General features: G+C 73.2%; 19 protein-coding genes. 14 read left to right on the top strand and 5 right to left on the bottom strand.

What is annotated here, in order from left to right:
* The first annotated feature begins 39 nt into the window (after nt 1-39).
* The 8 genes from ACFVSL_RS02115 (at nt 40) to ACFVSL_RS02080 (ending at nt 9,719) form a co-directional block, all read left to right on the top strand.
* Nucleotides 40-1,725, top strand: coding sequence for a CocE/NonD family hydrolase (locus ACFVSL_RS02115; RefSeq protein ID WP_386938063.1), 1,686 nt, complete (start codon nt 40-42; stop codon nt 1,723-1,725).
* A complete protein-coding gene (locus ACFVSL_RS02110) occupies nt 1,722-2,201 on the top strand; it encodes a DUF3237 domain-containing protein (RefSeq protein WP_386938062.1) in 480 nt (159 codons plus the stop codon). Before ACFVSL_RS02115 ends, ACFVSL_RS02110 begins: the two co-directional genes overlap by 4 nt.
* An 82-nt stretch (nt 2,202-2,283) precedes the next feature.
* On the top strand, nt 2,284-3,933 hold the full coding sequence (locus ACFVSL_RS02105; protein ID WP_386938060.1) for an ABC transporter substrate-binding protein: 1,650 nt from the start codon (nt 2,284-2,286) through the stop codon (nt 3,931-3,933).
* Between the two features lie 46 nt (nt 3,934-3,979).
* Nucleotides 3,980-4,933, top strand: coding sequence for an ABC transporter permease (locus tag ACFVSL_RS02100; RefSeq protein ID WP_386938058.1), 954 nt, complete (start codon nt 3,980-3,982; stop codon nt 4,931-4,933).
* Entirely contained in the window at nt 4,930-5,793 is an 864-nt protein-coding gene (locus tag ACFVSL_RS02095) for an ABC transporter permease (RefSeq protein WP_386938056.1), read from the top strand. The genes ACFVSL_RS02100 and ACFVSL_RS02095 overlap by 4 nt, the downstream gene beginning before the upstream one ends.
* The gene (gene nikE, locus ACFVSL_RS02090; RefSeq protein ID WP_386938054.1) at nt 5,790-7,505 is read left to right on the top strand and encodes a nickel ABC transporter ATP-binding protein NikE; all 1,716 of its coding nucleotides are present in this window, start codon (nt 5,790-5,792) and stop codon (nt 7,503-7,505) included. The genes ACFVSL_RS02095 and nikE overlap by 4 nt, the downstream gene beginning before the upstream one ends.
* Nucleotides 7,498-8,013, top strand: coding sequence for a DUF3237 domain-containing protein (locus ACFVSL_RS02085; RefSeq protein WP_386938052.1), 516 nt, complete (start codon nt 7,498-7,500; stop codon nt 8,011-8,013). Before nikE ends, ACFVSL_RS02085 begins: the two co-directional genes overlap by 8 nt.
* A 44-nt stretch (nt 8,014-8,057) precedes the next feature.
* Nucleotides 8,058-9,719, top strand: coding sequence for an amidohydrolase (locus tag ACFVSL_RS02080; RefSeq protein ID WP_386938050.1), 1,662 nt, complete (start codon nt 8,058-8,060; stop codon nt 9,717-9,719).
* 52 nt (nt 9,720-9,771) lie between these two features.
* Here the strand turns inward: ACFVSL_RS02080 and ACFVSL_RS02075 are convergent, their stop codons facing one another.
* The gene (locus ACFVSL_RS02075; protein WP_386938048.1) at nt 9,772-10,563 is read right to left on the bottom strand and encodes a DUF2306 domain-containing protein; all 792 of its coding nucleotides are present in this window, start codon (nt 10,561-10,563) and stop codon (nt 9,772-9,774) included.
* A 182-nt stretch (nt 10,564-10,745) separates the two neighbouring features.
* Here ACFVSL_RS02075 and ACFVSL_RS02070 point away from each other — a divergent pair, with 182 nt between their 5' ends.
* Complete coding sequence (locus ACFVSL_RS02070; RefSeq protein WP_386938047.1) at nt 10,746-12,137, top strand: hypothetical protein; 1,392 nt, start codon at nt 10,746-10,748, stop codon at nt 12,135-12,137.
* Nucleotides 12,138-12,147: 10 nt separating this feature from the next.
* On the opposite strand, the gene ACFVSL_RS02065 is transcribed toward ACFVSL_RS02070, so the two are convergent.
* Entirely contained in the window at nt 12,148-12,852 is a 705-nt protein-coding gene (locus ACFVSL_RS02065; RefSeq protein WP_386938045.1) for an endonuclease/exonuclease/phosphatase family protein, read from the bottom strand.
* Nucleotides 12,853-12,904: 52 nt separating this feature from the next.
* Nucleotides 12,905-13,882, bottom strand: a complete 978-nt coding sequence (locus ACFVSL_RS02060) for an NAD(P)/FAD-dependent oxidoreductase (RefSeq protein WP_386938044.1) — start codon at nt 13,880-13,882, stop codon at nt 12,905-12,907.
* 65 nt (nt 13,883-13,947) lie between these two features.
* On the opposite strand from ACFVSL_RS02060, the gene ACFVSL_RS02055 reads away from it, so the two are divergent.
* From ACFVSL_RS02055 to ACFVSL_RS02040, 4 genes are all read left to right on the top strand, one after another.
* The gene (locus tag ACFVSL_RS02055) at nt 13,948-14,538 is read left to right on the top strand and encodes a helix-turn-helix domain-containing protein (protein WP_386938042.1); all 591 of its coding nucleotides are present in this window, start codon (nt 13,948-13,950) and stop codon (nt 14,536-14,538) included.
* 54 nt (nt 14,539-14,592) lie between these two features.
* Nucleotides 14,593-14,979, top strand: coding sequence for a PLDc N-terminal domain-containing protein (locus ACFVSL_RS02050; RefSeq protein ID WP_386938040.1), 387 nt, complete (start codon nt 14,593-14,595; stop codon nt 14,977-14,979).
* Nucleotides 14,980-15,092: 113 nt separating this feature from the next.
* A complete protein-coding gene (locus tag ACFVSL_RS02045; RefSeq protein ID WP_386938039.1) occupies nt 15,093-17,372 on the top strand; it encodes a hypothetical protein in 2,280 nt (759 codons plus the stop codon).
* Nucleotides 17,369-17,581, top strand: coding sequence for a hypothetical protein (locus ACFVSL_RS02040; protein WP_386938037.1), 213 nt, complete (start codon nt 17,369-17,371; stop codon nt 17,579-17,581). The genes ACFVSL_RS02045 and ACFVSL_RS02040 overlap by 4 nt, the downstream gene beginning before the upstream one ends.
* A gap of 19 nt (nt 17,582-17,600) precedes the next feature.
* Here the strand turns inward: ACFVSL_RS02040 and ACFVSL_RS02035 are convergent, their stop codons facing one another.
* Together ACFVSL_RS02035 and sigJ are read right to left on the bottom strand one after the other, a co-directional pair.
* Nucleotides 17,601-17,891, bottom strand: a complete 291-nt coding sequence (locus ACFVSL_RS02035) for a DUF1905 domain-containing protein (RefSeq protein WP_386938035.1) — start codon at nt 17,889-17,891, stop codon at nt 17,601-17,603.
* Between the two features lie 38 nt (nt 17,892-17,929).
* On the bottom strand, nt 17,930-18,856 hold the full coding sequence (sigJ, locus tag ACFVSL_RS02030; RefSeq protein ID WP_386938034.1) for an RNA polymerase sigma factor SigJ: 927 nt from the start codon (nt 18,854-18,856) through the stop codon (nt 17,930-17,932).
* Between the two features lie 186 nt (nt 18,857-19,042).
* Between sigJ and ACFVSL_RS02025 the strand changes: the two genes are divergently transcribed.
* Nucleotides 19,043-21,637 carry a fibronectin type III domain-containing protein gene (locus tag ACFVSL_RS02025; protein WP_386938032.1) on the top strand — a complete coding sequence of 865 codons (2,595 nt, stop codon included), beginning with the start codon at nt 19,043-19,045 and terminating at the stop codon, nt 21,635-21,637.
* Nucleotides 21,638-21,688: the final 51 nt, after the last annotated feature.

Here is a 21,688-nt window from a genome sequence, read left to right as displayed (position 1 = left end):
GTCACCGCGTCGCCAGACGCACCGTCTCGAAGGAGTGACATGCCCGACATCCTGCGTATCCCCCCGGCGCCCGAGAGCCCGCTCTCGTTCCCGGTGCGCGTCCGAATGCGCGACGGGGTACTGCTCGCGGGCGACGTCTACCTGCCCGGTGCGCCCGACGACGCCGACGAGACGCCCGGCGACACGATCCTCATCCGGCTGCCCTACGACAAGGCGGGCGTCTACTGCTTCATCCCGCAGATCGCCGAATACCTCATGGGGCACGGCTACCGGGTGGTCGCGCAGGACGTGCGGGGCAAGTTCCGCTCGGAGGGCGATGCACTGCTCTTCGTCAACGAGGTCGACGACGGCTACGACACGATCGACTGGATCACCCGCCAGCCCTGGTCGAACGGTCGCGTCGCGATGTGGGGCGACAGCTACTACGGCTACACGCAGTGGGCCGCGGCCGCGAGCGGGCATCCTGCACTCAAGGCGATCGCGCCGCGCGTGACGGGAACTGCGCTCGGCGAGCCGGTGCGGCGCGACCCGGCCCAGCGCATCCGGCCGGTCGAGTGGGGCGTCACCTACATGTACCCGCTCACCCAGTTCTTCGACAACGACATGCTGCAGTGGGAGCCCGACTGGTCGCGTCGCGACTTCGCCGCGCAGGCCGAGGAGTTCATGAGCCAGGTCGGCGCGCGCGGGCTGAGCTACGACCAGTGGTACCCGAACCCCGTGCTGCTCAGGCGCTTCCCGAACGGCGACCCGTTCGCCGGGCGCTCGGTGCCGGTGCTCCACACGATCGGCTGGTGGGACAACTGCGCCCCGCTCTCGTGGGCCGACGTCGCGCAGATCGCGCGGCGTCCCAACTGGGACGCGCACCACCACCTGCGCATCGAGTCGATCGACCACGAGAGCTTCCAGCTGCTCGAGGCCGACGGCGACCGGGTCGAAGACCGCAGCGACGAGCAGATCCGCGCTCTGCTGCCCCGCACGCTCGATCCCGCGCTCGCCTTCTTCGAGGTCTTCGTGCGCGGCAACGGCTCGGCATCGGGGCTGCCGCGCGTCAGCTGGAACCTCGCGGGCACCGAGGGCATGCGCGAGAGCGCGAGCTGGCCGCCGGGCGGCACCCGCCGCATCACCCGCCATGCGACGAGCGACGGAGGCCTGGTCGCCACGCCCACCGCCGACGCGGCCGAGCTCAGGTGGACGCACGACCCGGCCGACCTCGTGCCGTCGAGCGTGCCCGACGCGTTCTCCTTCCTGCTCCACCTCCCCGACGAGGCGGGCCTCGGCGACCGCGCCGACGTGCTGCGCTTCGACTCGGCGCCGCTCGAGGCCGACGTCGACCTCGCAGGCCCGGTCGGGGCCCGTGCGCGCATCTCGTCGGACGGCCCGGTCATGGACTGCTTCGTTCGTCTGCTCGACGTGGCACCCGACGGCACCGCGCTGCGCATCGCGCGCGGACAGGTGCAGCTGCTCGACGCGGACGGGGCGGGTGACGCCGCCGGCCACGCCGACGTCGAGATCGACCTCGGCCAGCTCGGGTACCGCCTACGGGCCGGGCACCGCCTGCGGGTGCACGTCTCGAGCAGCGACTACCCCGAGTTCCTGCCGCAGACCGGCACGGGCGCCGACCCGTGGACCTGGGGCGACACCCGCACCAACACCCAGTCGCTCGTCGTCGGCGGCCCCGGCGGCTTCGCCCTCACCCTCACCGTGCTCGAAGGAGAACTCCCGTGACCCCCACTGCCGCCGACGCCTGGCCCCGCCTCGAGTACGTCTTCGAGATCCGCGCCACGATCGACCCCGACTTCCACATCGGCCGCGGGCCCGACGAGAAGCTCTCGTTCACGCCGGTCTCGGGCGGCAGCGTCGCGGGACCCCGGCTGACCGGCGAGGTGCTCGCCGGCGGCGGGGACTGGGCGGTCGAGCGCTTCGGCACCGCCCAGCTCGAGGCGCGCTACCTGCTCAGGGCCGACGACGGCGCCGTGATCGACATCCTGAACCGCGGCTACTTCCGCGCGACCCCCGAGGTGCTCGAGCGGATGGACCGCGGCGAGCACGTGCCCGAGGACGAGCCGGGACTGTACTTCCGCACGGCGCCGGTCTTCCAGACCGACGCCCCCCAGCACCGCTGGCTGACCGAGCACCAGTTCGTCGGCCTCGCCCGCGACGAGGACGGCCAGGTCTGCGTCCGGGTGTTCCTCCTCGCCTGAACTTCGAGCGAGCCGACTCCGAGCGAGCCGCCGCAGATCGTCCCACCCCACCCCCGCACCACCGATCGAACGGACCGACACCATGAATCGAACCCGACTCGCAGCGGGCGCCGTCGCGTGCGCCGCACTGCTCGCCCTCACCGCGTGCACCCCGCGCGACAGCGCCGACGTCGATGCCGACGGCGGCGAGCTCACGATCGTCGACTCGCTGCCCGCGGGCACGAAGGCCGTCGACGAGGTCACCTGGGCGATCGCCGAGGGCGAGCCCGCGACCCTCAACCCGGCCGCCTCGGCGAACCTCATCATCCCGAACCTCTGCGACAACCTGCTGTCGCTGCAGCCCGACTTCTCGATCGAGCCCGGCATCGCGACGAGCGCCGAGTTCGTCGACCCCGTGACCTTCGTCATCGAGCTCCGCGACGACGTGACCTTCTGGGACGGCAGCCCCGTCACGGCCGACGATGTGGTCTACAGCCTGCAGCAGGGCATGAACCCCGAGTCGCAGTGGTACGGCGCCTTCGCGCTCGTGGTGCCCGACCCGGCGACCGGCATCGTCGCGACCGGGCCGAACGAGGTCACGGTGCACTTCGTCGCGCCCGACTCGACCTTCCGCGACGCGCTCGCCGGCCAGGGCGGTGCGGTCATGCAGAAGGCGTACGGCGAGGCGAACGGCCAGGCGGTCGGCACGCCCGACGGCGGCCTCATGTGCACCGGGCCCTACGTGCTCGCCGACGACGGCTGGAAGCCGGGCAGCGAGATCGTGACGACCGCGAACGCCGACTACTGGAACGGCGCGCCGCTCGTGCAGACCCTGAGGTACACCTTCGTGAACGACGGCTCGACGCTCGCCACCGCCCTCACCCAGGGCGAGATCGACGGCGCGATCAACGTCGCGCCGAGCTCGCGCGCGGTGTTCGAGGGCGACGGCGCCGGCACGCTGACGATCGGGCACTCGACCGCGTCGTACAGCTTCGGCCCGACCACGGCCACCGGGCCCGCGGCGAACCCGAAGATCCGCCAGGCGCTGAGCCTCGCGATCGACCGCGACCAGTACCTGCAGACCGTCGTCAACGGGCTCGGCTACGTGCAGAAGACCCTCGTGCCCGAGTTCTCGTTCCAGGCGATGGACGAGGCCGGCGTCTACCAGGCGGGCTACGACGCGCTCGCCGAGCCCGAAGTCGACCTCGAGCGGGCGAAGCAGCTCGTCGAGGAGAGCGGAGAGGACCTGAGCGAGCCGCTCGTCATCGCGGTGCCCGCCGGTGCCAAGGAGTTCGAGCAGACCGCGACGATCATGCAGGCGGCCGGCGCCGAGATCGGCCTCGACCTCGAGATCGAGGCGATGCAGGCCTCCGACTTCGGCGCGCTCTTCTACGACCCGGCGAAGCGCGAGGGCGTCGACTTCGTCGCCACCCAGGGCTACCTCGAGACCCCGGGCGTGCTCGGCTACCCCTCGCTGTTCGTGCTGCCGGCCGAGCAGGGCGGCATCTTCAACTGGAGCGGCTACGCCGACGCCGACGTGACGACGCACATGATGGCGGCGCGCAACGCGAGCGATGCCGCGACCGCCGCAGACGAGTTCGTCGCCGCGCAGGCGATCTACGCGCCCGACCAGCTGCAGGTCACCCTGGCCGGCACCTACCAGCTGACCTACCTGAACTCGGACCTCACCGGGGTCACGACCTCGGTCGCCGCGTACAGCAGCCCCTGGGCGCTGCACCTCGGCGGCAAGTAGTCGGGCCCGCGAGGAAGAGCGAAGAGCGCGAAGAGAGGATGCCACGGTGAATGCCCTGACCCGGATGTTGCTGGGAAGGCTCGGCGGCCTGCTGCTGACGCTCTTCCTCGCGAGCATCGTCATCTACTCGGCGGTGCTGCTGACCGGCGACCCGATCGCCGCGCTCGCCGGCGGCGCCAAGCCGACGCCCGAGCTCGTGGCCGAGATCCGGGCCGAGTACCACCTCGACGACCCGGTGTGGCAGCGCTACTGGGAGTGGCTCTCCGGCGCCGTCCAGGGCGACTTCGGCCGCTCGTTCGTGTACAAGACGGCGGTCACGACGCTCGTCGCGCCGCGATTCGCCATCACCCTGCAGCTCGTGCTGCTGACGGTGCTGCTGATCCTGGTCTTCGGCGTCGGCTCGGGCATCCTGGCCGCCACTCGGGGCCGCAGGGTCGACCGCGCGGTCGCGACGGCCACGTCACTCGGGATGGCGCTGCCGACGTTCGTCGTCGCGATCCTGCTCATCTGGATCTTCGCGAAGAGCCTCGGCTGGTTCCCCGTGTACGGCGAGGGCGAGGGCCTCTGGGACCGCCTGTGGCACCTGATCCTTCCGGCGATCTCGCTCGCGGTGCTCTTCATCGCCTACATCAGCCGGGTCACCCGCAGCTCGCTCGTCGCCCAGCTGCACTCCGAGCACGTCGACACGGCCCGCGTGCGCGGCATCCCGCGGGGGCGCGTCTTCGGCGCGCACGTGTTCCGCAACGCCTCGCCGCAGATCCTCGCGATCGCCGGCACGACGATCGCGGGCCTCTTCGCGGCCTCGGCGATCGCCGAGGTGGCGTTCGGCCTCGGCGGCATCGGCTCGCTGCTCGTGCAGGCGGCGGCGCGGGCCGACCTGCCGGTCGTGCAGATCGTGTCGCTCCTGCTGGTGACGGTCTTCGTCGTGCTCAACGCCGTCGCCGACCTGGTCAGCGCCCTGATCGACCCGTCGAGCGTCGAGGGGGGTGCCGTCGCATGAGCGTCGCGCAGCTCGCACAGGGGGCCGTGCCGGCCGCCGCGCGCCGCGCGGCGAAGCGCGACTGGACCTTCGTCGTCGCGCTCGCCGTGTTCGGCGTCATCGCCGTCGCGGCGCTGCTCGGCCCGTGGCTCGCGCCCTATCCGGCCGACCAGCTCTACGTCGGACCGGTCAACGGGGCGCCGAGCCCCGAGCACCTCTTCGGCACCGACGACGTCGGCCGCGACATCCTCTCGCGGGTGCTCGTCGGCGCCGGCGCGAGCGTCTTCGCCCCCATCGTGGTCGTGCTGCTCTCGACCCTGCTGGGCGTCGCGCTGGCGCTGACCGCGGCGTGGTTCGGCGGCTGGGTGTCGGGCGGGATCGCCCGGCTTGTCGACGTGATCTTCGCCATCCCGGGCCTCGTGATCGCCGTGCTCGCGGTGACGCTGTTCGGCAAGGGGCTCGTGGCGCCGGTCGTCGCGCTCTCGATCGCGTACATCCCCGTCGTCGCGCGGCTGACGCGCACGGCCGCGTCGCGCGAGCTCGGCAAGCCGTACATCGCCGCCCTCAGGGTGCAGGGGGTGTCGAGCCTCGCCATCTGCTTCCGGCACCTGGTGCCTGCGATGATCCCGATCGTCGCGGCGCAGATGGCCGTGGGGTTCGGCTACGCGATGCTCGACCTCGCCGCGATCTCGTTCCTCGGGCTCGGGCAGCAGCCGCCCGCGCCCGACTGGGGCTCGATGATCTCGAGCGGCCAGGCGAGCATCCTCGCGGGTGCGCCCGAGCAGTCGGTGTTCCCCGCGATCCTGGTCGTCATCACCGTGCTGGCCGTCGGCATCATCGGCGCCCGCGTCACCGTCTGGGCCGAGGAGAAGGAACGATGAACCAGCCCATTCCCGAGGCGCTCGCGCCCACGACGCCCGTGCTCGAGCTCGCGGGTCTCGACATCTTCGCGCCCGGCCCGGCCGGCCCCCGCCAGCTCGTCTTCGACAGCACCCTGTCGGTGGCTCGCGGCGAGGCCGTCGGACTCGTGGGCGAATCCGGCTCGGGCAAGACCCTCACGGTGCGCGCCGTCGCGGGCCTCCTGCCCGAGGGGTTCACGACGAGCGGTGCGATCCGCATCGACGGGCAGGAGCTCGGCGCGATGCGCCCGCGCGAGCTCCGCGCGCTGCGGGCACGCCGCATCGGCATGGTCTTCCAGACGCCGCGGGCGCACCTCAACCCGCTGCGCACCATCGGCGACTTCATGACCGAGGCGCTCGTGCACGTCAAGGGCGAGAAGCCGGATGCCGCCGCGAAGCGCGCCATGGACCTCCTCGACGAGGTCGGCATCACCGACCCGGGCCGGCGCCTGCGGCAGCATCCGGCCGAGCTCTCGGGCGGCCTGCTGCAGCGCGTCATGATCGCGGCGACGCTCGCGATGGACCCCGACCTCCTGCTCGCCGACGAGATCACCACGGCGCTCGACGTGACGACGCAGGAGGAGGTGATGGCGGTGATCGCCGACCTCCGTGCCCACCGCGAGCTGTCGCTGCTCTTCATCACGCACGACCTCGCGCTCGCCGGGGCGGTCTGCGACCGGGTGAACGTGATGCAGCACGGCCGCATCGTCGAGACGCTGCGAGCGGCGACCATGCGGCACGACGCGCGCGACGAGTACACGAAGGTGCTGATGTCGGCGTCGCTCGACGAGGCGCCGGCGATCGAGGCGGATGCCTCGGCAGCACGCCCGATCATGGCGCTCTCGCACCTCCGCAAGGCGTACCGCGTGCGCGGCGCGAGCGGCGGGAAGGAGACGCTCGTCGCCGTCGACGACGTGTCGATGGAGCTCGCGCCCGGCGGCTCGCTCGGCGTCGTCGGCGAGTCGGGCTCGGGCAAGTCGACGACCGCCCGGCTGCTGCTGGGGCTCGAGCGCGCCGACACGGGCACCATCACCGTCGACGGGCAGGACTGGAGCACGCCCGCCCGCAGCGGACGCGAACGGCGGCGGCGCGCGAAGATCGCGCAGATGGTCTTCCAGGATCCGTACCAGTCGCTCGATCGGCGGCAGACCGTGCGGCAGTGCCTCGTCGAGGCGGTGCGGGTGCATCGGCCGCACGCCGCGAGGGCCGAGGTCGAGGCCCGCGTCGTGGAGCTCGTGTCGCAGGTGCGCCTCGACGAGGCGCTGCTCGGCAGCCGGCCGCGCGCGCTCTCGGGCGGCCAGCGGCAGCGGGTTGCGATCGCCCGTGCGCTCGCCGCCGACCCGGTGCTGCTCGTGCTCGACGAGGCCGTCTCGGCGCTCGACGTGACGACGCAGGTCGAGATCCTCACGCTCCTCGACGCCATCCGTCGCGAGACGGGCGTCGCGCTGCTCATGATCACGCACGACCTCACGGTCATCCGCCGGCTCTGCGACCAGGTGGTCGTCATGCGGCAGGGTCGCATCGAGGAGCGCGGCACGGCCGCGCAGATCCTCGACGAGCCCTCGGCCGAGTACACGCGGCTGCTGCTCGACTCGATCCCGCGCGAGGGCTGGACGCCCAGACGGCGCAGACTGGGTCGTACGCAGTCGCTGCCGACCGTCACCCGGTCGAGCGCGATGATCGCCGATGCCTGATCCCCGAACGAACGGAGCCGCCCCGCCCATGCCGACCTCGCTGATGGAACCCGCCTTCGAGTACTGCTTCGAGCTGCGCTGCCAGGTCGACGACGAGTTGCCCCTCGGCGGCTCGACGCCGGGCGAAGGCCGGCACTTCGCCCGGGTCTCGGGCGGCACCTTCGACGGGCCGAGGCTCAGCGGTGTCGTGCTGAACAGCGGCGGCGACTGGTGGGTCGGCCGCGGCCTCACGGTCGAGCTCGACGCCCGCTACGTCATCGAGGCCTCGCTCGACTCGGGCCCGGCCGCGGTCGAGGTCGTCAACCGCGGCATCTGGCGCACCGACGAGGCGACCTGGGCGCGCATCGAGGCCGGCGAGGACGTCGCCGAGCAGGACCTCTACTACCGCACCGCGTTCCAGTTCCGCACCGACCACCCCGAACTGCAATGGCTCACCGAGTCGCAGTTCGTCGGCTACGCCCGGGCCGAGCCGGGCTTCGTGATCATCCGCGTCTTCCGTCTCGTGTGACGCAGCGCTCCGCACCGACCTCCACGACAGAATCGAGCCGACCCATGACCGAACCCGCCGACCTCGTCATCGTGAACGGCCGCGTCTTCGACGGCCGAGTGCGCACCGGGCACACCGCCGTCGCCGTCGCCGGCGACCGCATCGTGCGGGTGGGCTCCGACGCGCGGGTGCTCGAGCTGCGCGGCGACGCGACGGACGTCGTCGACGCCGGAGGCGGAGTCATCCACCCGGGCTTCGTCGACGCCCATGCGCACGCGGCGTTCGCCGGCGTCGAGCGCCTGAGCCTCGACCTCACCCCGGCGACGAGCGTCGAGGCGACGCTCGCGCTCATCCGCGACGCAGCCGAGCGCAGCGACGCCGAGTGGATCACCGGCGGCGGGTGGAGCCACGAGCTCTTCCCCGCCCCGACGCGCCACGAGCTCGACGCGATCGTGCGCGATCGCCCGGTCGCGCTGAGCGATGCGGGGCACCACACGCTGTGGGTGAACTCGAGGGCGCTCCAGCTCGCGGGCGTCGACCGCGACACGCCGCAGCCGCACAACGGACGGATCCACCTCGACGAGCACGGCGACCCGACCGGCTACCTCAACGAGACCGCCGCCGAACTGGTCGGCCGCGTGATCCCGCCGGCGACCGACGACGAGGTGCTCGCGGGGCTGCTGAACGCGCAGGAGCACCTCTGGTCGCTCGGCGTCACCGGGTGGCACGAGGCGATCCTCGGCGAGTACAACGGCAAGGCCGACTGCACGCCGGCGTACCTGCGGGCGATCGCCTCCGGCGAGCTGCGCAGCGAGGCCTCGGGAGCCCTCTGGGTCGCACCCGGCCTCGAGCTCGACGAGGTGCCCGCGCTGGTCGCCCGCTTCGTCGAGCTGCGCGCGCGCAACGCGGCCGCAGGCTTCGCCACGTCGACGGCGAAGGCGATGATCGACGGCGTGCCGCACGGCGAGACGGCGGCACTGCTCGAGCCGTACTGCAACCACGGCGACGGGTTCATGGGCGAACTGCACTTCGATGAGCCGACCATCGCGGCACTCGTGCGCGCCCTCGACGCCGAGGGGTTCGCGCTGCACCTGCACGTCATGGGCGACCGCGGCATCCGCGTCGCGCTCGACGCGATCGAGGCGGCGCGCGCGGCGAACGGCGCGGGGCGCCGGGAGGGACCGCGCCATCACATCGCGCACCTGTCGATGGTGCAGCCCGAGGATGCCGCGCGGTTCGGCCCGCTCGGCATCACCGCGAACATCCAGGGGCTGTGGGCCGCGCCCGACCCGTACGTCGTGCCGATGATCGGCGAGGAGCGGATGCAGCAGGGCTACCCGTTCCGCACCATGGCCGACGGCGGCGCCGAGCTCGCCATGGGCTCCGACTGGCCGGTGTCGCAGCCCGACCCCTGGCTCGCGATCCACGTGACGGTGAACCGCTGGGCGCCCCCGCCGCCCGGGGTCGAGGTGCCGCCGCTGCCCGAGGGGGTCGCACCGCCGACGCTCGACGCCCCGCACCAGGCCCTCACGCTCGAGCAGGCCTTCGGCGCCTACACCTCGGGATCGACCGAGCTCGTGCTCGGTCGCCCGGGTCGGCTGCGGGTCGGGGAGCGCGCCGACCTCGCGGTCGCCACCGCGGACCCGTTCGAATTGCCCGCCGAGGCGATCGCCTCGCTGCGAACGGCGGTCACGGTCGTCGCGGGGAAGGTCGTGCACCGGAGCTGAGGGTGCGGGCCGTGGGGCGAGCGTGGGCTCGCGAGCTCGCGGCCTTCCGCGCTCACCGGGCGGCGGCCGTCGCCCGCCAGAACGTCGGCAGGCCGCGACGGGCGATGAGCCACTCGGCGACGACGAGGTTCGGCAGCCAGCAGAGGAACGGCACCAGGGCGTACGCGTTCGCGAAGACGGCGTCGAAGTCGAACTCGCCGGTCGCGAAGGGCAGTTGCGCGACGATGAGCAGCGGCAGCCAGATGCGGAGCGCGACGGCCGCGTAGGTGAGGGCGAAGTTGCGCATCATCCAGGCGCGGTGGCTCGCGACATCCCGCCGGCGGATCGCGCGGTAGCCGAGCCAGCCGGTGACGAGCCACAGCACGCCGAGCGAGCCGAAGCCGACCAGGCCGACGAGCCCGGCGTCGTTCACCGGGGCGATCACGAGTCCGGCGACGCCGGCGAGGCCCACGGCGAGGAGGTAGCCGCGACCGGTCCAGCGATGCACGCGCGGATGCCTCGTGCGGAGGCCCTGCCAGAACTGCAACGGGCCGACGACCAGCGCGAACCCGCCCGCGACGATGTGCGCGTAGAACGCGAGCTGCACGGGCCACGGCTGCTCGGCGTAGTTGCCGGCCAGGCCGCCCGACGGCGTCTCGGCGAGCTCGCGCAGCGAGGCGGTCAGGTACGGCACGACGGCGAATGCGGCGATCCCGAGGGAGGAGAGGAGCACCCAGGTCCACCCGATGCGGCGGGCGGCGAGGCGGCGGCGGGCCGGCGCGGGCGGCGTGACGATGGCGGTGGCGGCGGAGGCACTGGCGGGGGAGCCGGCCGGAGCGGCGACGGGATCGGTGATGGAGGGCATGGCCGCACGCTACGAGCCGCCCCGCACGGCGGTTATCGGGTGAACCCCCGGATCGGGGCGGGGGTCGAGCGCGGAGCGGCGACGGATGACCGCACGGACGGGTGGCGGGCTCGCACTAGAGTCGGCAGGGCACGCGCCGGGCATCCGCCCGCCCAACACCGTGCGATCCCGGAGGCCCCCACGTGTCCGAACCCGCCTGGCATCGCGGCGGCGCCCCGTCGACCGGCCGGCCGGCCGTGCCCAGGACCGCGCTCCACTTCGCCGACCCGCTGCCCGGCCTCGCGGGCCTGCCGCGCGCGGTCGGCGACGCGTGCATCGGCCTGCTCCTCGGCGTCGTCGCGGTGTTCCTGCTCGGGCTGGTGATCGGCATCGTCGGCGAGGAGGCGCTCGGCGCGCTGAGCCGCGAGCTCGAGCTGGATGCCGCGATGCGCGGCTCTTTCGGCTCGGTCTTCGTCGTCGTCCCGGCGGCGGCCGCGCTGCTCGGCATCGCCGGCGGCGTCGAGCGGCTGCTCTGGCCGCGTGCGCTCGCACGACAGCGCCGTGACGACCCCGAGGCGGTGCCGCCGTCGCTCATCCGCCGGCGCGTGCGCACCTCGCCGGGCGTGCTGTTCGGACGGGTCGGGCTCGCACTCGGCATCGTCGGCCTCTGCGCCTCGCTCCTGATGCTCGGCGTCGCGACGACCGACTCGGGCGGCGCCGGCGATCCGGTGACGTGGTTCGTGCTGCTCGGCGGCCTCGTCGCGACGGCCGTCTGGCTGCTCGCCCGGCCGGCGTGGAAGGCCGTCGACCGGCGCTGGAACGAGCGCCTCGCCGCCGCGCGGGGCCCGCAGGGCGACGTGTCGCGCGCCCTCGACGCCGAACGGGCACGGCGCGAGCGCGCCCGGCCCGACGACGGACCGGCGATCCTCGATCCCGCGGTCGACCGGCGCCTCCGGCGGCTGACCGGGTTCGCGGCGATCCCGTTCGCCGTCGCGTGCGCGGCCTGGATGCTCTCGGTCTACGCCCGGCAGCAGTGCCGCACGTGCGATCCGGTGAGCTACGAGCAGCCCGTCGAGCAGTCGATCGACGGGCTCAGCCTCGCGAGCGGCATCGGAGTGCTGGTGACGACGGCAACGCTCGCCGCATGCGGGCTCGCCTGGCTCGTGCTCGCCGCACGGCGTCGCGGCGCCGCCGCCCGCTGGGTCGCCGACGGAGCGCCGCGCCGCACGCCGGTGGAGCGCCTCGAGCGGCTGCTCCTCGGCGACCCCGCTGCGGTCGGGTTCGCGCGGCTGCTCGCGGCGTTCGCCGCCCCGCCCCTCATGCTCGCGTTCACCGGCATCCCGCTCTTCGGCGTCGACCACTCGGTCCCGTGGATCGACGTGGACGCCTGCGTCCTCGCTGCGGGCGGGCTGCTCGTCGCCGCGATCATGGTCTCGCTCGTCGACGGTCCGCGTGCGGCGCGCAGCCGCAACCGGGTGCGCGCGGCGTGCTCGCCCGGCGACCCCGAGCTGATCCAGCGGGCCGGTCGCCCCGAGCCCGCCGGCGCGATCGGTGACGGCGGCGGCGGGAACGGCGGCGGCGACGCGGGCGCCTGAAACCGCCTCCTCAGATGACGACGTCGATCTCGTCGTCGGCGTGCGTGCCGACGTACTGCGCGTCGATGATGATCGGCAGGTGGTCGCTCGACCCGCGGGGAAGCGTCTCGACGCGGCGGATCTCGAAGTCGGCCGACGTCGCGAAGTCGAAGTGCCCGCGGAAGTACTTGTACCGCGTGTACGTGCGGCTGTCGCTGAGGGTGAGCTCGTAGCCCGCGTTGCGGACCTTCTCGGCCAGGTTGTCCTTGAAGACGGGGTAGTTGTAGTCGCCGACCATGAGGGTCGGCAGGTGGGGGCCCATGAGCTGCAGCGAGCCGAGCGCCGAGTGGATCTGGTGCCGTCGCAGCGAGTTGAGCGCGGTCAGCGGCGCCGCATGGAACGATGCGACGATCACCTCGCGGTCGTGCTGGAGGTCGACGAGCCGGGCACCGAGCAGGCGCTCGTGCGCCGGGCGCAGCACGCGGTCGTGCAGCGACTTCTTGAGCGCGAACGCGCGGATGTCGCGCGGCGTGAACCGGTCGGGCCGGTAGTAGAGCGCGAGACCGAGCCGGTTGCCCGTCGTCGAGTGCGCGAGCCGCAGCCGCCCGACCTCTTCGGCGAGGTCGGTCGTGTCGCACTCCTGGAGGCAGAACACGTCGGGGGAGTAGCGCTCATCGAGCGCCGCGAGTTCGGAGATCGCGCGGTGCTTGCGGAGGTTGTAGCTGATGACCAGCATCACCTCAGCCTAGGTGCTGAAGGTGAACGCCCGCCGTGGATGACGCGACGGGTCACACCCCGCGTCCCGACGGCGCCGCGAGCGCCGCGCGCACCTCCTCCTCGACGAGATCGGCGTTGATCGCCGCACCCGCCATGCTGCCCGCCGCCATCGCGTAGGGCACCGAGGATCGCGGGTCGGTGACGTTGCCCGCCGCCCACACGCCCGGCACGCTCGTGCGGCCCATCGCGTCGACGACGGCGAACTCGCCGCCCATCGGGTGCGCGGCCCGGTCGGCCGCGAGCGAGCGCAGCACCGGGTCGTTCGGTTCGGGCGCCGGGCCCGCGAAGATCGCGTCGGTCGCGACCTCCGTGCCGTCATCGAGGCGGATGCCGCGGAGCGCTCCCGCCTCGTCGGAGACCACCGCGGCCACGGCGCGGTCCTCGATGCCGATGCCGCGCGCGAGGAGGCCGGCGCGCGCCTCCTCGGGCAGCCCCGCGCCGTGCGCGAAGACCGTGACCCGGTCGGAGAGCTGCCGCATGAGCTGGGCCTGGTGCACCTGCGCGGCACTCGTGGCGAGCAGGGCGACGCGCCGGTCGCGCGCCTCCCAGCCGTCGCAGTACGGGCAGACGAACGCCCCTCGGCCCCACTGCTCGGCGAGGCCGGGAACGTCCGGCAGGACGTCGGTCAGGCCGCTCGCGACGAGGAGCCGCCTGGCGTGCAGCCGCTCGCCGTCGGCGAGATCGAGCGTGAAGGCGGGGGCGTGCGCGTCGGACGGGACGTCGTCGGCCGCCCGGGCGCCGACCGCGACGCCCGACCGCACCGTCACGCCGTCGTAGCGGCCGAGCTCGGCGCGCCCGTCGTCGAGGAGGGCGAGCGGTGAGCTGTGATCGCGGCCGAGCACGCCGTGCATGTGGCCCGCGAAGCGGTTGCGCGGCCGGCCCTCGTCGAGCACGAGGACCCGGCGGCGGGAGCGTCCGAGCATGAGCGCGGCGCTGAGGCCGGCGCTGCCGCCGCCGACGATGATGACGTCCCAGGTGGTCTGCTGCATGTTCCGATCTTCGATCGTTCATGATGGAATGGCAATCAAGTTTGCTGAAACAGCAAGGAGTCCCCGTGTCCGACGACGCTCCCGTGCCGCCCATCGACCGCATGCTCGACGGCGTCGCCGCGCGGCTGCGCGAACTCCGCACCCGCCGGGGGCTGACGCTCGCCGAACTGTCGGAGGAGACCGGCATCTCGGCGAGCACCCTGTCCCGGCTCGAGTCGGGCGGCCGGCGCCCGACGCTCGACCTGCTCATCCGGCTCGCCGCGGTGTACCGGGCGAGTCTCGACGACCTCGTCGGCGCACCGCAGATCGCCGACCCGCGAGTGCAGCCGAAGCCGTTCTACCGCGACGGCACGGCGATCATCCCGCTCACCCGCAGCAACCCCGACCTGCACGCCTTCAAGATGGTGCTGCCCGGGCACGCACCTGACGCGCCGGTCGAGCAGCGGGTGCACGAGGGCTACGACTGGATCTACGTGCTGAGCGGCCGGGTGCGGCTCGCCCTCGGCGACGAGGAGATCGTGCTCGAGCCGGGCGAGGCCGCGGAGTTCGACACCCGCATGCCCCACGGCACGGCGAGCGCCTCGCTCGAGCCCGCCGAGATCCTGAACCTCCTCAGCGCGCAGGGCGAGCGGGTGCACCTCCGGGCGACCCGCTGATCGCTCGCCGAAGGCGCTCGACCCATGCGCGGGCGGGGCCATAGGCTGGCGCGCATGCCGTTCGTGTTCACCATCCTGACGCTCGCCGCCCTGGTGTACGCGCTCGTCGACATCATCATGCGCGACGAGTCCGAGGTGAAGCACCTGCCGAAGTTCGGCTGGATCCTGCTCGTCGTGCTGCTGCCGCTCATCGGCACCGTGCTGTGGTTCACGCTCGGCCGCGACCACTCGTCGGCACCCCGCCCCCGACCCCGGTTCGCCGGGGCCGCCGGTGCGCAGGCCGCGCCCGCCGACTCGCAGGCGCTCGTGCCGCCGCGCTCGCCCGACGGCCGCACGACCGAGGAGCAGCTCGCCGACCTCGACCGCGAGATCGAGTACTACGAGAAGCGGGCCGAACTCGAGCGGCGCAGGCGAGAGCTCGGGCGGGACGCCGCCGAATAGCCGTCGCGATCGCGCATCGGTGCCACCCCTGAGGACGCGGGGGAAGCTGAGGTTCTATCATTCCGGCGGGTCGACTGCGCCGTCCCCGGCTGCACGGCCCGTCGGGAGGGACCGTGAACGCGATCGACGGCGGCGCGCTCGCCGAGGTGGCCGACACCTCCGACTGGGGCGCATTCCAATCGGGGATCCTCGCCCCCTTCGTCGACTTCGGCGTCGTCTGGGCGGTCGCCTGGCTCGTCTGCATCGTCGCCGCGCGCCTGCTCTCCGCCCTGCCGCAGTGGACGCGCTCCTCGGTCACACGCCGCTCGAGCATGAACGCGAAGTGGATCGGCGGCCTCATCACCGCGATCGCCGCCGCCGGGTTCGTGGCGGCCGGCGCCGCGACGAGCGCGGCCGGACCGTGGCTGCCGCTCGTCTGGCTCGGGGTCGGGCTCCTCGCCGTCGCCGGCGTGCTCGTGCTCGCCTTCGGCATGGCGACCACGCCGTGGCTGAAGATCGTCGTGGTCGGCTCGGGCGGGTCGACGAACGACGCCTGGGCCACCGAGGTCGCGGTGCGCATGCGCGAGCTCAACGCCGACAACCCGAGCGGCCGCGTCGAGCGGCCCGACGGCTCCGACCTCAACGAACTCGTCACGATCGCCGACCGCACCGAGAACTGGGCCGTCGCCCTCGTCGGCGGCGCGATGTCGATGCTGCTGAACCTCACGCCCTGGCGCCTCGAGGTCACCGTCTTCGACGCCGTATCGGGCGTCGCGCGGCTGCGCCGCAACGGGCGCATCGTCGAGGACGCCCCGCTCGACCTGCCCGCCGAGCCGGCGGACCGCGAGCATCCGGGCGAGCTGCTGGTGCTCTCCGCGGCGTTCGCCGCGACGACCGTGGCCGAGTGCTACCCCGACATCATCGGCTTCTACAACACGCGCGAGTGGCTCGGCCTCGGGCTCATCGGCATCGCCCGCCGCACCGCGGACGACGACCTGCGCGAGCAGTACATCGCCCGGGCCATCCAGGCCGATCCGCGGAGCATCCTCGTCGAGTTCGAGGACGTGTACGAGCGCTATCGCACCGCCACCGACCCGCAGAGCCTCCACGACCTGCTCGACCGCCTCGAGCCGATGATCCACGTCGCCGCCGTGCTCGCGGGGCGCACGGTCGACGCGGTCCACGACGCGAGGGTCCGCCCCTGGCACGTGCTCGACTGGGAGCCGAAGCGCGACACCGACGAGGCGCGCCGCCGCTGGCGGCGGGTCAGCACGCATCCCCAGCCGCAGCTGCTCCTGCTGCGACTGCTCACGTACTACACGATGACGGTGCGCAACTGGCTCATGTCGGGCGACGCGGCGCTCGCGAGCGACAGCGAGCGGCTCGCGTGCACCGAACGGGCGGTCGGCATCGTGGCGGAGTTCGTGGCGGTCCTCGACGAGATCCCCGCGCGCGAGCGGGCCGCCGCGGAGGAGGTGCTCGAGCGGATGGAGCAGCGGGCGGGACTGGGGCTGCTGCTGCTGCTCGACGACCTCGAGGGGCTTCGCGGAGGCGAGCCGGACGAGCGGTTCCGCGACCGCCGCGCGACGGCGGAGGCGTGGCGGAGGGCGGCGATGGACTCGCCGGAGGTCGAGGTGAAGTACTCGGTCGCCTGCTATCAGAGTCGCCGGATCGCCGCGGGGCGGGCCGAGCTCGACGCCGAGCTCGCCGACATCGTCGAACGGCTGAGCGGCGTCTGCTGGGTCGAGGAGTACCGCGACCTCGCGATCACCGACCCCGAGCTCATCCCGCTCGGGCGTGAGCCGGCGATGCGCGACGCGGTGCTGTTCGACATGCAGGACGGCTGGCAGATCGACCGCTTCAGGACGCCGCGCCTGCCGCTCGAATGGGCGGGCGTGCGCCGCCCCGAAGAACTGGCCGCGCCGGCCGTGCAGCATCGCGTCGTGCAGCGCTCGGGCCTCGACGAGTCGGAGGTCGCCGCCCTCGCGGACGCCGCCCGCATCCTGCGTGCGGCGCTCGAGGCCGAACTCGACTTCACCGGCGAGGGCGACGACGCCGAGGCGTCCGCGCGGCGCGCGCGGCGCGAGCGTTGGGCCCGGCTCCGGGCCGCCCGATGCCTGCTCGATGCCGAACGCCACAGCTCGCGGAGCCTCGTCGCCGAGCACGAGGACGACCCCGAGTCGATCGTCGACGATGTGGCCCGCGCGATGTTCTGGGTCGCGGACGACGACGAGCTGCGCGCGGTCGGCGACTACCTCGGCCGTCTCGTCGAGCTCGTGCGCGAGGAGATGCCGAGCGCACCTGCGGCGGCGGACGACGCGGCGGCGGCTGACAACGCGGCGGCGGCTGACGACGCGGGCGACCGGGGCGCCGGTCCCGATCGGCCCGCGCCGCAGGGCACACTGGTGGCATGAGCGAGACCCCGGCCGAGGCGACCGAGTTCCCGCGCACCATCGGCCGGGTGGCGACGCGCGAACTCGCGGCCCACGGCTACCGCACTCTCGCGCAGCTCGCCCGGTCCAGCGAGCGCGAGCTGCTCGCCATCCACGGCGTCGGGCCGAAGGCGACGCGCATCCTCGGCGAGGAGCTCGCGGCCAGGGGTCTCGCCTTCCGCGCCGACTGAGCGGGCCGAGCGCCCCGCGTCAGATCGTCCCGAGGTCGAGGCGCAGCTCGACGGTGTCGCCGAGGTCGAGCGATTCCGCCCTCCGCACCCAGCTCTTCACCGGCACGATGTAGCCGCCGTCCTTCGGCCACAGGGCGGTCGGCCACTCGCTGCGCCCGATCCGCACCGTCGCGGGCACCATGCCCCAGCCGTAGCTGACGAGCGGCGCGACCTCGGCGATGACCTCGCACTCCGCTTCGGGCACGGAGACGAAGTGCCACGGCGCCGGCCCCCGCCAGAACCACAGCTCACCGGCGAATGCGAGTTCCATCGGCTCAGGATACGGCGGGCCGGGTCGGTCGGCGCGATTCAGGCGCGACCGGTCGCCGGCGCGTTCCAGCGCCGGAGCTTCTCGGGGTTGCGCATGATCCAAACCTGCGAGATGCGGTCGCCGCGCACGGCGACCGACGCGACGGAGTCGATCTCGCCGCCCTCCCCGAACACGAGCACGAGGCCGTCGGCGGTCTCGTGCACCGACCACTCGAGCGCAGGGCCCCGGCGCTCGAGGATCCCCGCGACGTAGCGCGCCACGTGATCGGGCCCGAGCACCGGGCGACGCGCCGCCGAGGCGAGGCCGCCGCCGTCGGCGACCAGCACGACGTCGGGGTCGAGCAGGGCCACGAGCGCGTCGAGCCGTCCGCTTCCGGCGGCGGCGACGAAGGCGCGCACGACCTCGTCGTGGCGTTCCCGGCTCACCGTGCCCGCGCGCCCCTCGCGCACATGGCGCCGCGCCGAGGAGGCGAGCCGGCGGCAGGCGTCGGGCGTGCGCCCCACGACCTCGGCGATCTCGGCGAACGGCACGGCGAACACCTCGTGCAGCACGAACGCGACGCGCTCGGCCGGGGTGAGGGCCTCGAGCACGACGAGGAGCGCCGTCGACACCGACTCGTCGAGCATCGCGCGATCGAGCGGATCGTCGGCCGCCCGCACGGCGAAGCGCGCGACGTCGGCGGTCGGCAGCGGTTCGGGCAGCCACTCGCCGACGTACGACTCGCGCCGGGACCGCGCGGAACCGAGCAGGTCGAGGCAGATCCGGCTCGTGACCCGCATCAGCCACGCCCCGGGGTTCTCGATCTCCCGGCGCTCGGCCGGCGGCATCCGATACCAGCGCGCGTAGCCCTCCTGGACGGCGTCCTCCGCATCGGCGACCGAGCCGAGCAGGCGGTAGCCGAGCCCGAGCAGCCTCGGGCGCTCGGCCTCGAGCGTCGCGGCCTCCGGCGTGTCGTCGCGGGTCATGCGCCAAGCCTCTCATCCCCGGGGCGCGGCGACGGGCGATCGGAGTGCCCCCGTCCACCCCGGGTTCACCCGGGCGTCGCCGGCACGCAAGCCCTGCGACATCCCCGCTCGATTCGATGGCGGCGACCCCAGCGCACCGCCCCGGAAGGGGTGATCGGCGCGCACGCCCCGGCACGAAGGAACGAGATGACGACCGAGACGACACCGACCGGACGACGGGGGAGGCGAGCGGCCGCCGGAGCGGTGCTGCTGGCCCTCGTCGCCGCGGCGTTCGCGCTGCCCGCACAGGCCGCCGCGGCGCAGGACGCCGAGCCCACCCAGGTGGTCGGCCCCGACACGCAGTGGCACTACCTCGACGACGGCAGCGACCCCGTCGCCGAGGGGGAGCCGCTCCGCGCCTGGACGGCCGGCGGGTTCGACGACGCCGGCTGGAAGGGCGCGACCGGCAGCTTCGGCGCGAAGAACGGCAAGCTCGCCGCCGTCGGCCCGTACACCCCGAAGACGCTGCTCGCGCACTACCTCGACGGCACGGCGGCGCCGACGGTGCCGACGTACTTCTTCCGCACGACCTTCGAGCTGCCCGCGGGCGGCGCGACCGAGGTCGGCTCGGTCGTCGGCGACCTCGTGCACGACGACGCCGCCCAGGTGTGGATCAACGGCACCAAGGTCGGCGGGTTCGTCGACGGCCGGGTCTCCGGCACGAAGAACGTCGAGTACGCCGGCGACAGCAACGGCGACCCCGTCGCGAGCAGCTTCACCGCCGGGCCCGAGGTGCTCGTCGACGGCACCAACACGGTGGCGATCGCGCTCTACCAGGACCGCGAGACGAGCTCGGACATCTACCTCGACGTGCGATCGATCCGGCTCATGCCGATCGTCGACCCGGGTGAGACCGTGCCTGCGCCGCCGTCGCGGGTCATCCTCACCCCGACGGCCACGCCGACGACCTCGCAGTCGTTCTCGTGGCTCGCGGGCGACGCCACCCACGCGAGCGGCCAGGTGCAGATCCGCACCGCCGCCGGGGGCGAGGTGCGCACCGTCGACGCGTACGCGGCCGGCGTGGTGAACGCGAACCCCAAGCAGCACTTCTCGGCGACCGTCGACGGCCTCGCCCCGGCGACCCGCTACGCCTACCGGGTGGGCCTCGAGGGCGCGTGGAGCGGGTGGTTCGAGTTCTCGACCGCCGACCCGTCCGACCGCGACTTCCAGTTCGTGTACTACGGCGACGCGCAGATCGGCCTCGACTCCACCTGGCCGTCGGTCGTGCGGCAGGCCGAGGCCACCGCCCCCGACGCCATCGGCTCGGTGCACGCCGGCGACCTCATCAACACCGCGAGCAACGAGACCGAGTGGGTCAACTGGTTCGCGGGCATGGGCGCGTCGGCCGCGACGAAGAACGTCATGGCCGCTCCCGGCAACCACGAGTACTCGGGCGACAAGCTCATGAAGTCGTGGAAGGCGAACTTCGAGTACCCGCACAACAACCCCACGGTCGAGACGGTCGGCGCGCTCGCCGACCTCGCCGTCGGCGACGGCGACGTGGCGAAGCAGTACGCGGCGTACTTCGCCCACTGGGCCGCCTTCGCGACCGAGACGGTGTACTTCACGGACTACCAGGACGTCCGGTTCATCACGGTCAACGCCACCAGGGACACCACGTTCCTGACGCCCGACGTGCTGCCGGCCTGCTCGGGCACCGAGTGCCCGCAGGCGAAGGTCGCCGAGCTGTGGACGCAGTTCCAGGCCGCATGGCTCGACCACGTGCTCGAGGAGAGCCCGTCGAAGTGGAACGTCGTCACGTTCCACCAGCCGGTGTACTCGACGTCCGCCGGTCGTGACGAGCCCGTGCTCCGCAAGTACTGGGTGCCGGTGTTCCAGGAGCACGACATCGACCTCGTCATGATGGGCCACGACCACACCTACGCCCGCGGATACAACAACGACGACGTCACCGAGACGCCCGGCGTCACCGTCGGGCCCGTGTACATCGTCTCGAACTCGGGAGCCAAGCACTACGACCTCGAGAGCGACGAGAAGAACGTCTGGACGAACAACGACGCCACCCAGGTGCTCCGCGGCGCCGGCGTCACGACCTACCAGGTGATCGACGTCTCGAAGGACCGCCTCGTCTACCGCTCCTACCTCGCGGAGAAGACGGCGAACGCGACGACCGACCTCCCGGTCGGCGCGGTCTACGACGAGTTCACGGTCAGCAAGGCCGACGACGGTCGCAAGTGGGTCACGGAGGCCGGTGCCGAGCTGCCGGTCATCGAGCCCCAGCCGACCGACGACGCCGAGCTGACCGAGGCCAACCGGGGCGGCATCACCGTGCCGGCGACGATCGTCGCGGGCGAGCCGTTCACCGCGGGCATCGGCGCCGAGCGCGCGGGCACCGAGGTGCGCGCGTGGCTGCACTCCGAGCCGACGCTGCTCGGCGAGGCGACCGCCGACGAGGCGGGCGAGCTCGAGCTCGTCGCCCCCGCCGACATCGCCGAGGGCGAGCACAGGCTCGTCGTCCAGGCGGCCGACGGCAGCCTCATCGGCTGGGCGCCGGTCGAGGTCGTGGCCGCCGGCGAGCCGGGCGGCGAGCCGGGCGAGCAGCCCGGTGACGGGCAGGGCGGCGCCGGCGAGGCGGGTGCCGGCGAGGGCTCGTCGCTCGCGAGCACCGGTGCCCAGATCACCGCTCCGCTCGTCATCGGCCTCGTGCTCCTCGCGGGCGGCGCGGCCGTGATCGCGGTGCGCCGCTCGCGGCGCGCGAAGGCGGTCGACACCCTCGACTGACCTCCTCGTCCCTTCGGAGACGACGGACGCCCGGCTGCTGATCGCAGCCGG

It is taken from the genome of Agromyces sp. NPDC058064 (assembly GCF_042885275.1).
Lineage (GTDB): Bacteria > Actinomycetota > Actinomycetes > Actinomycetales > Microbacteriaceae > Agromyces.
This window is presented reverse-complemented; position numbering and strand designations above follow the sequence as displayed.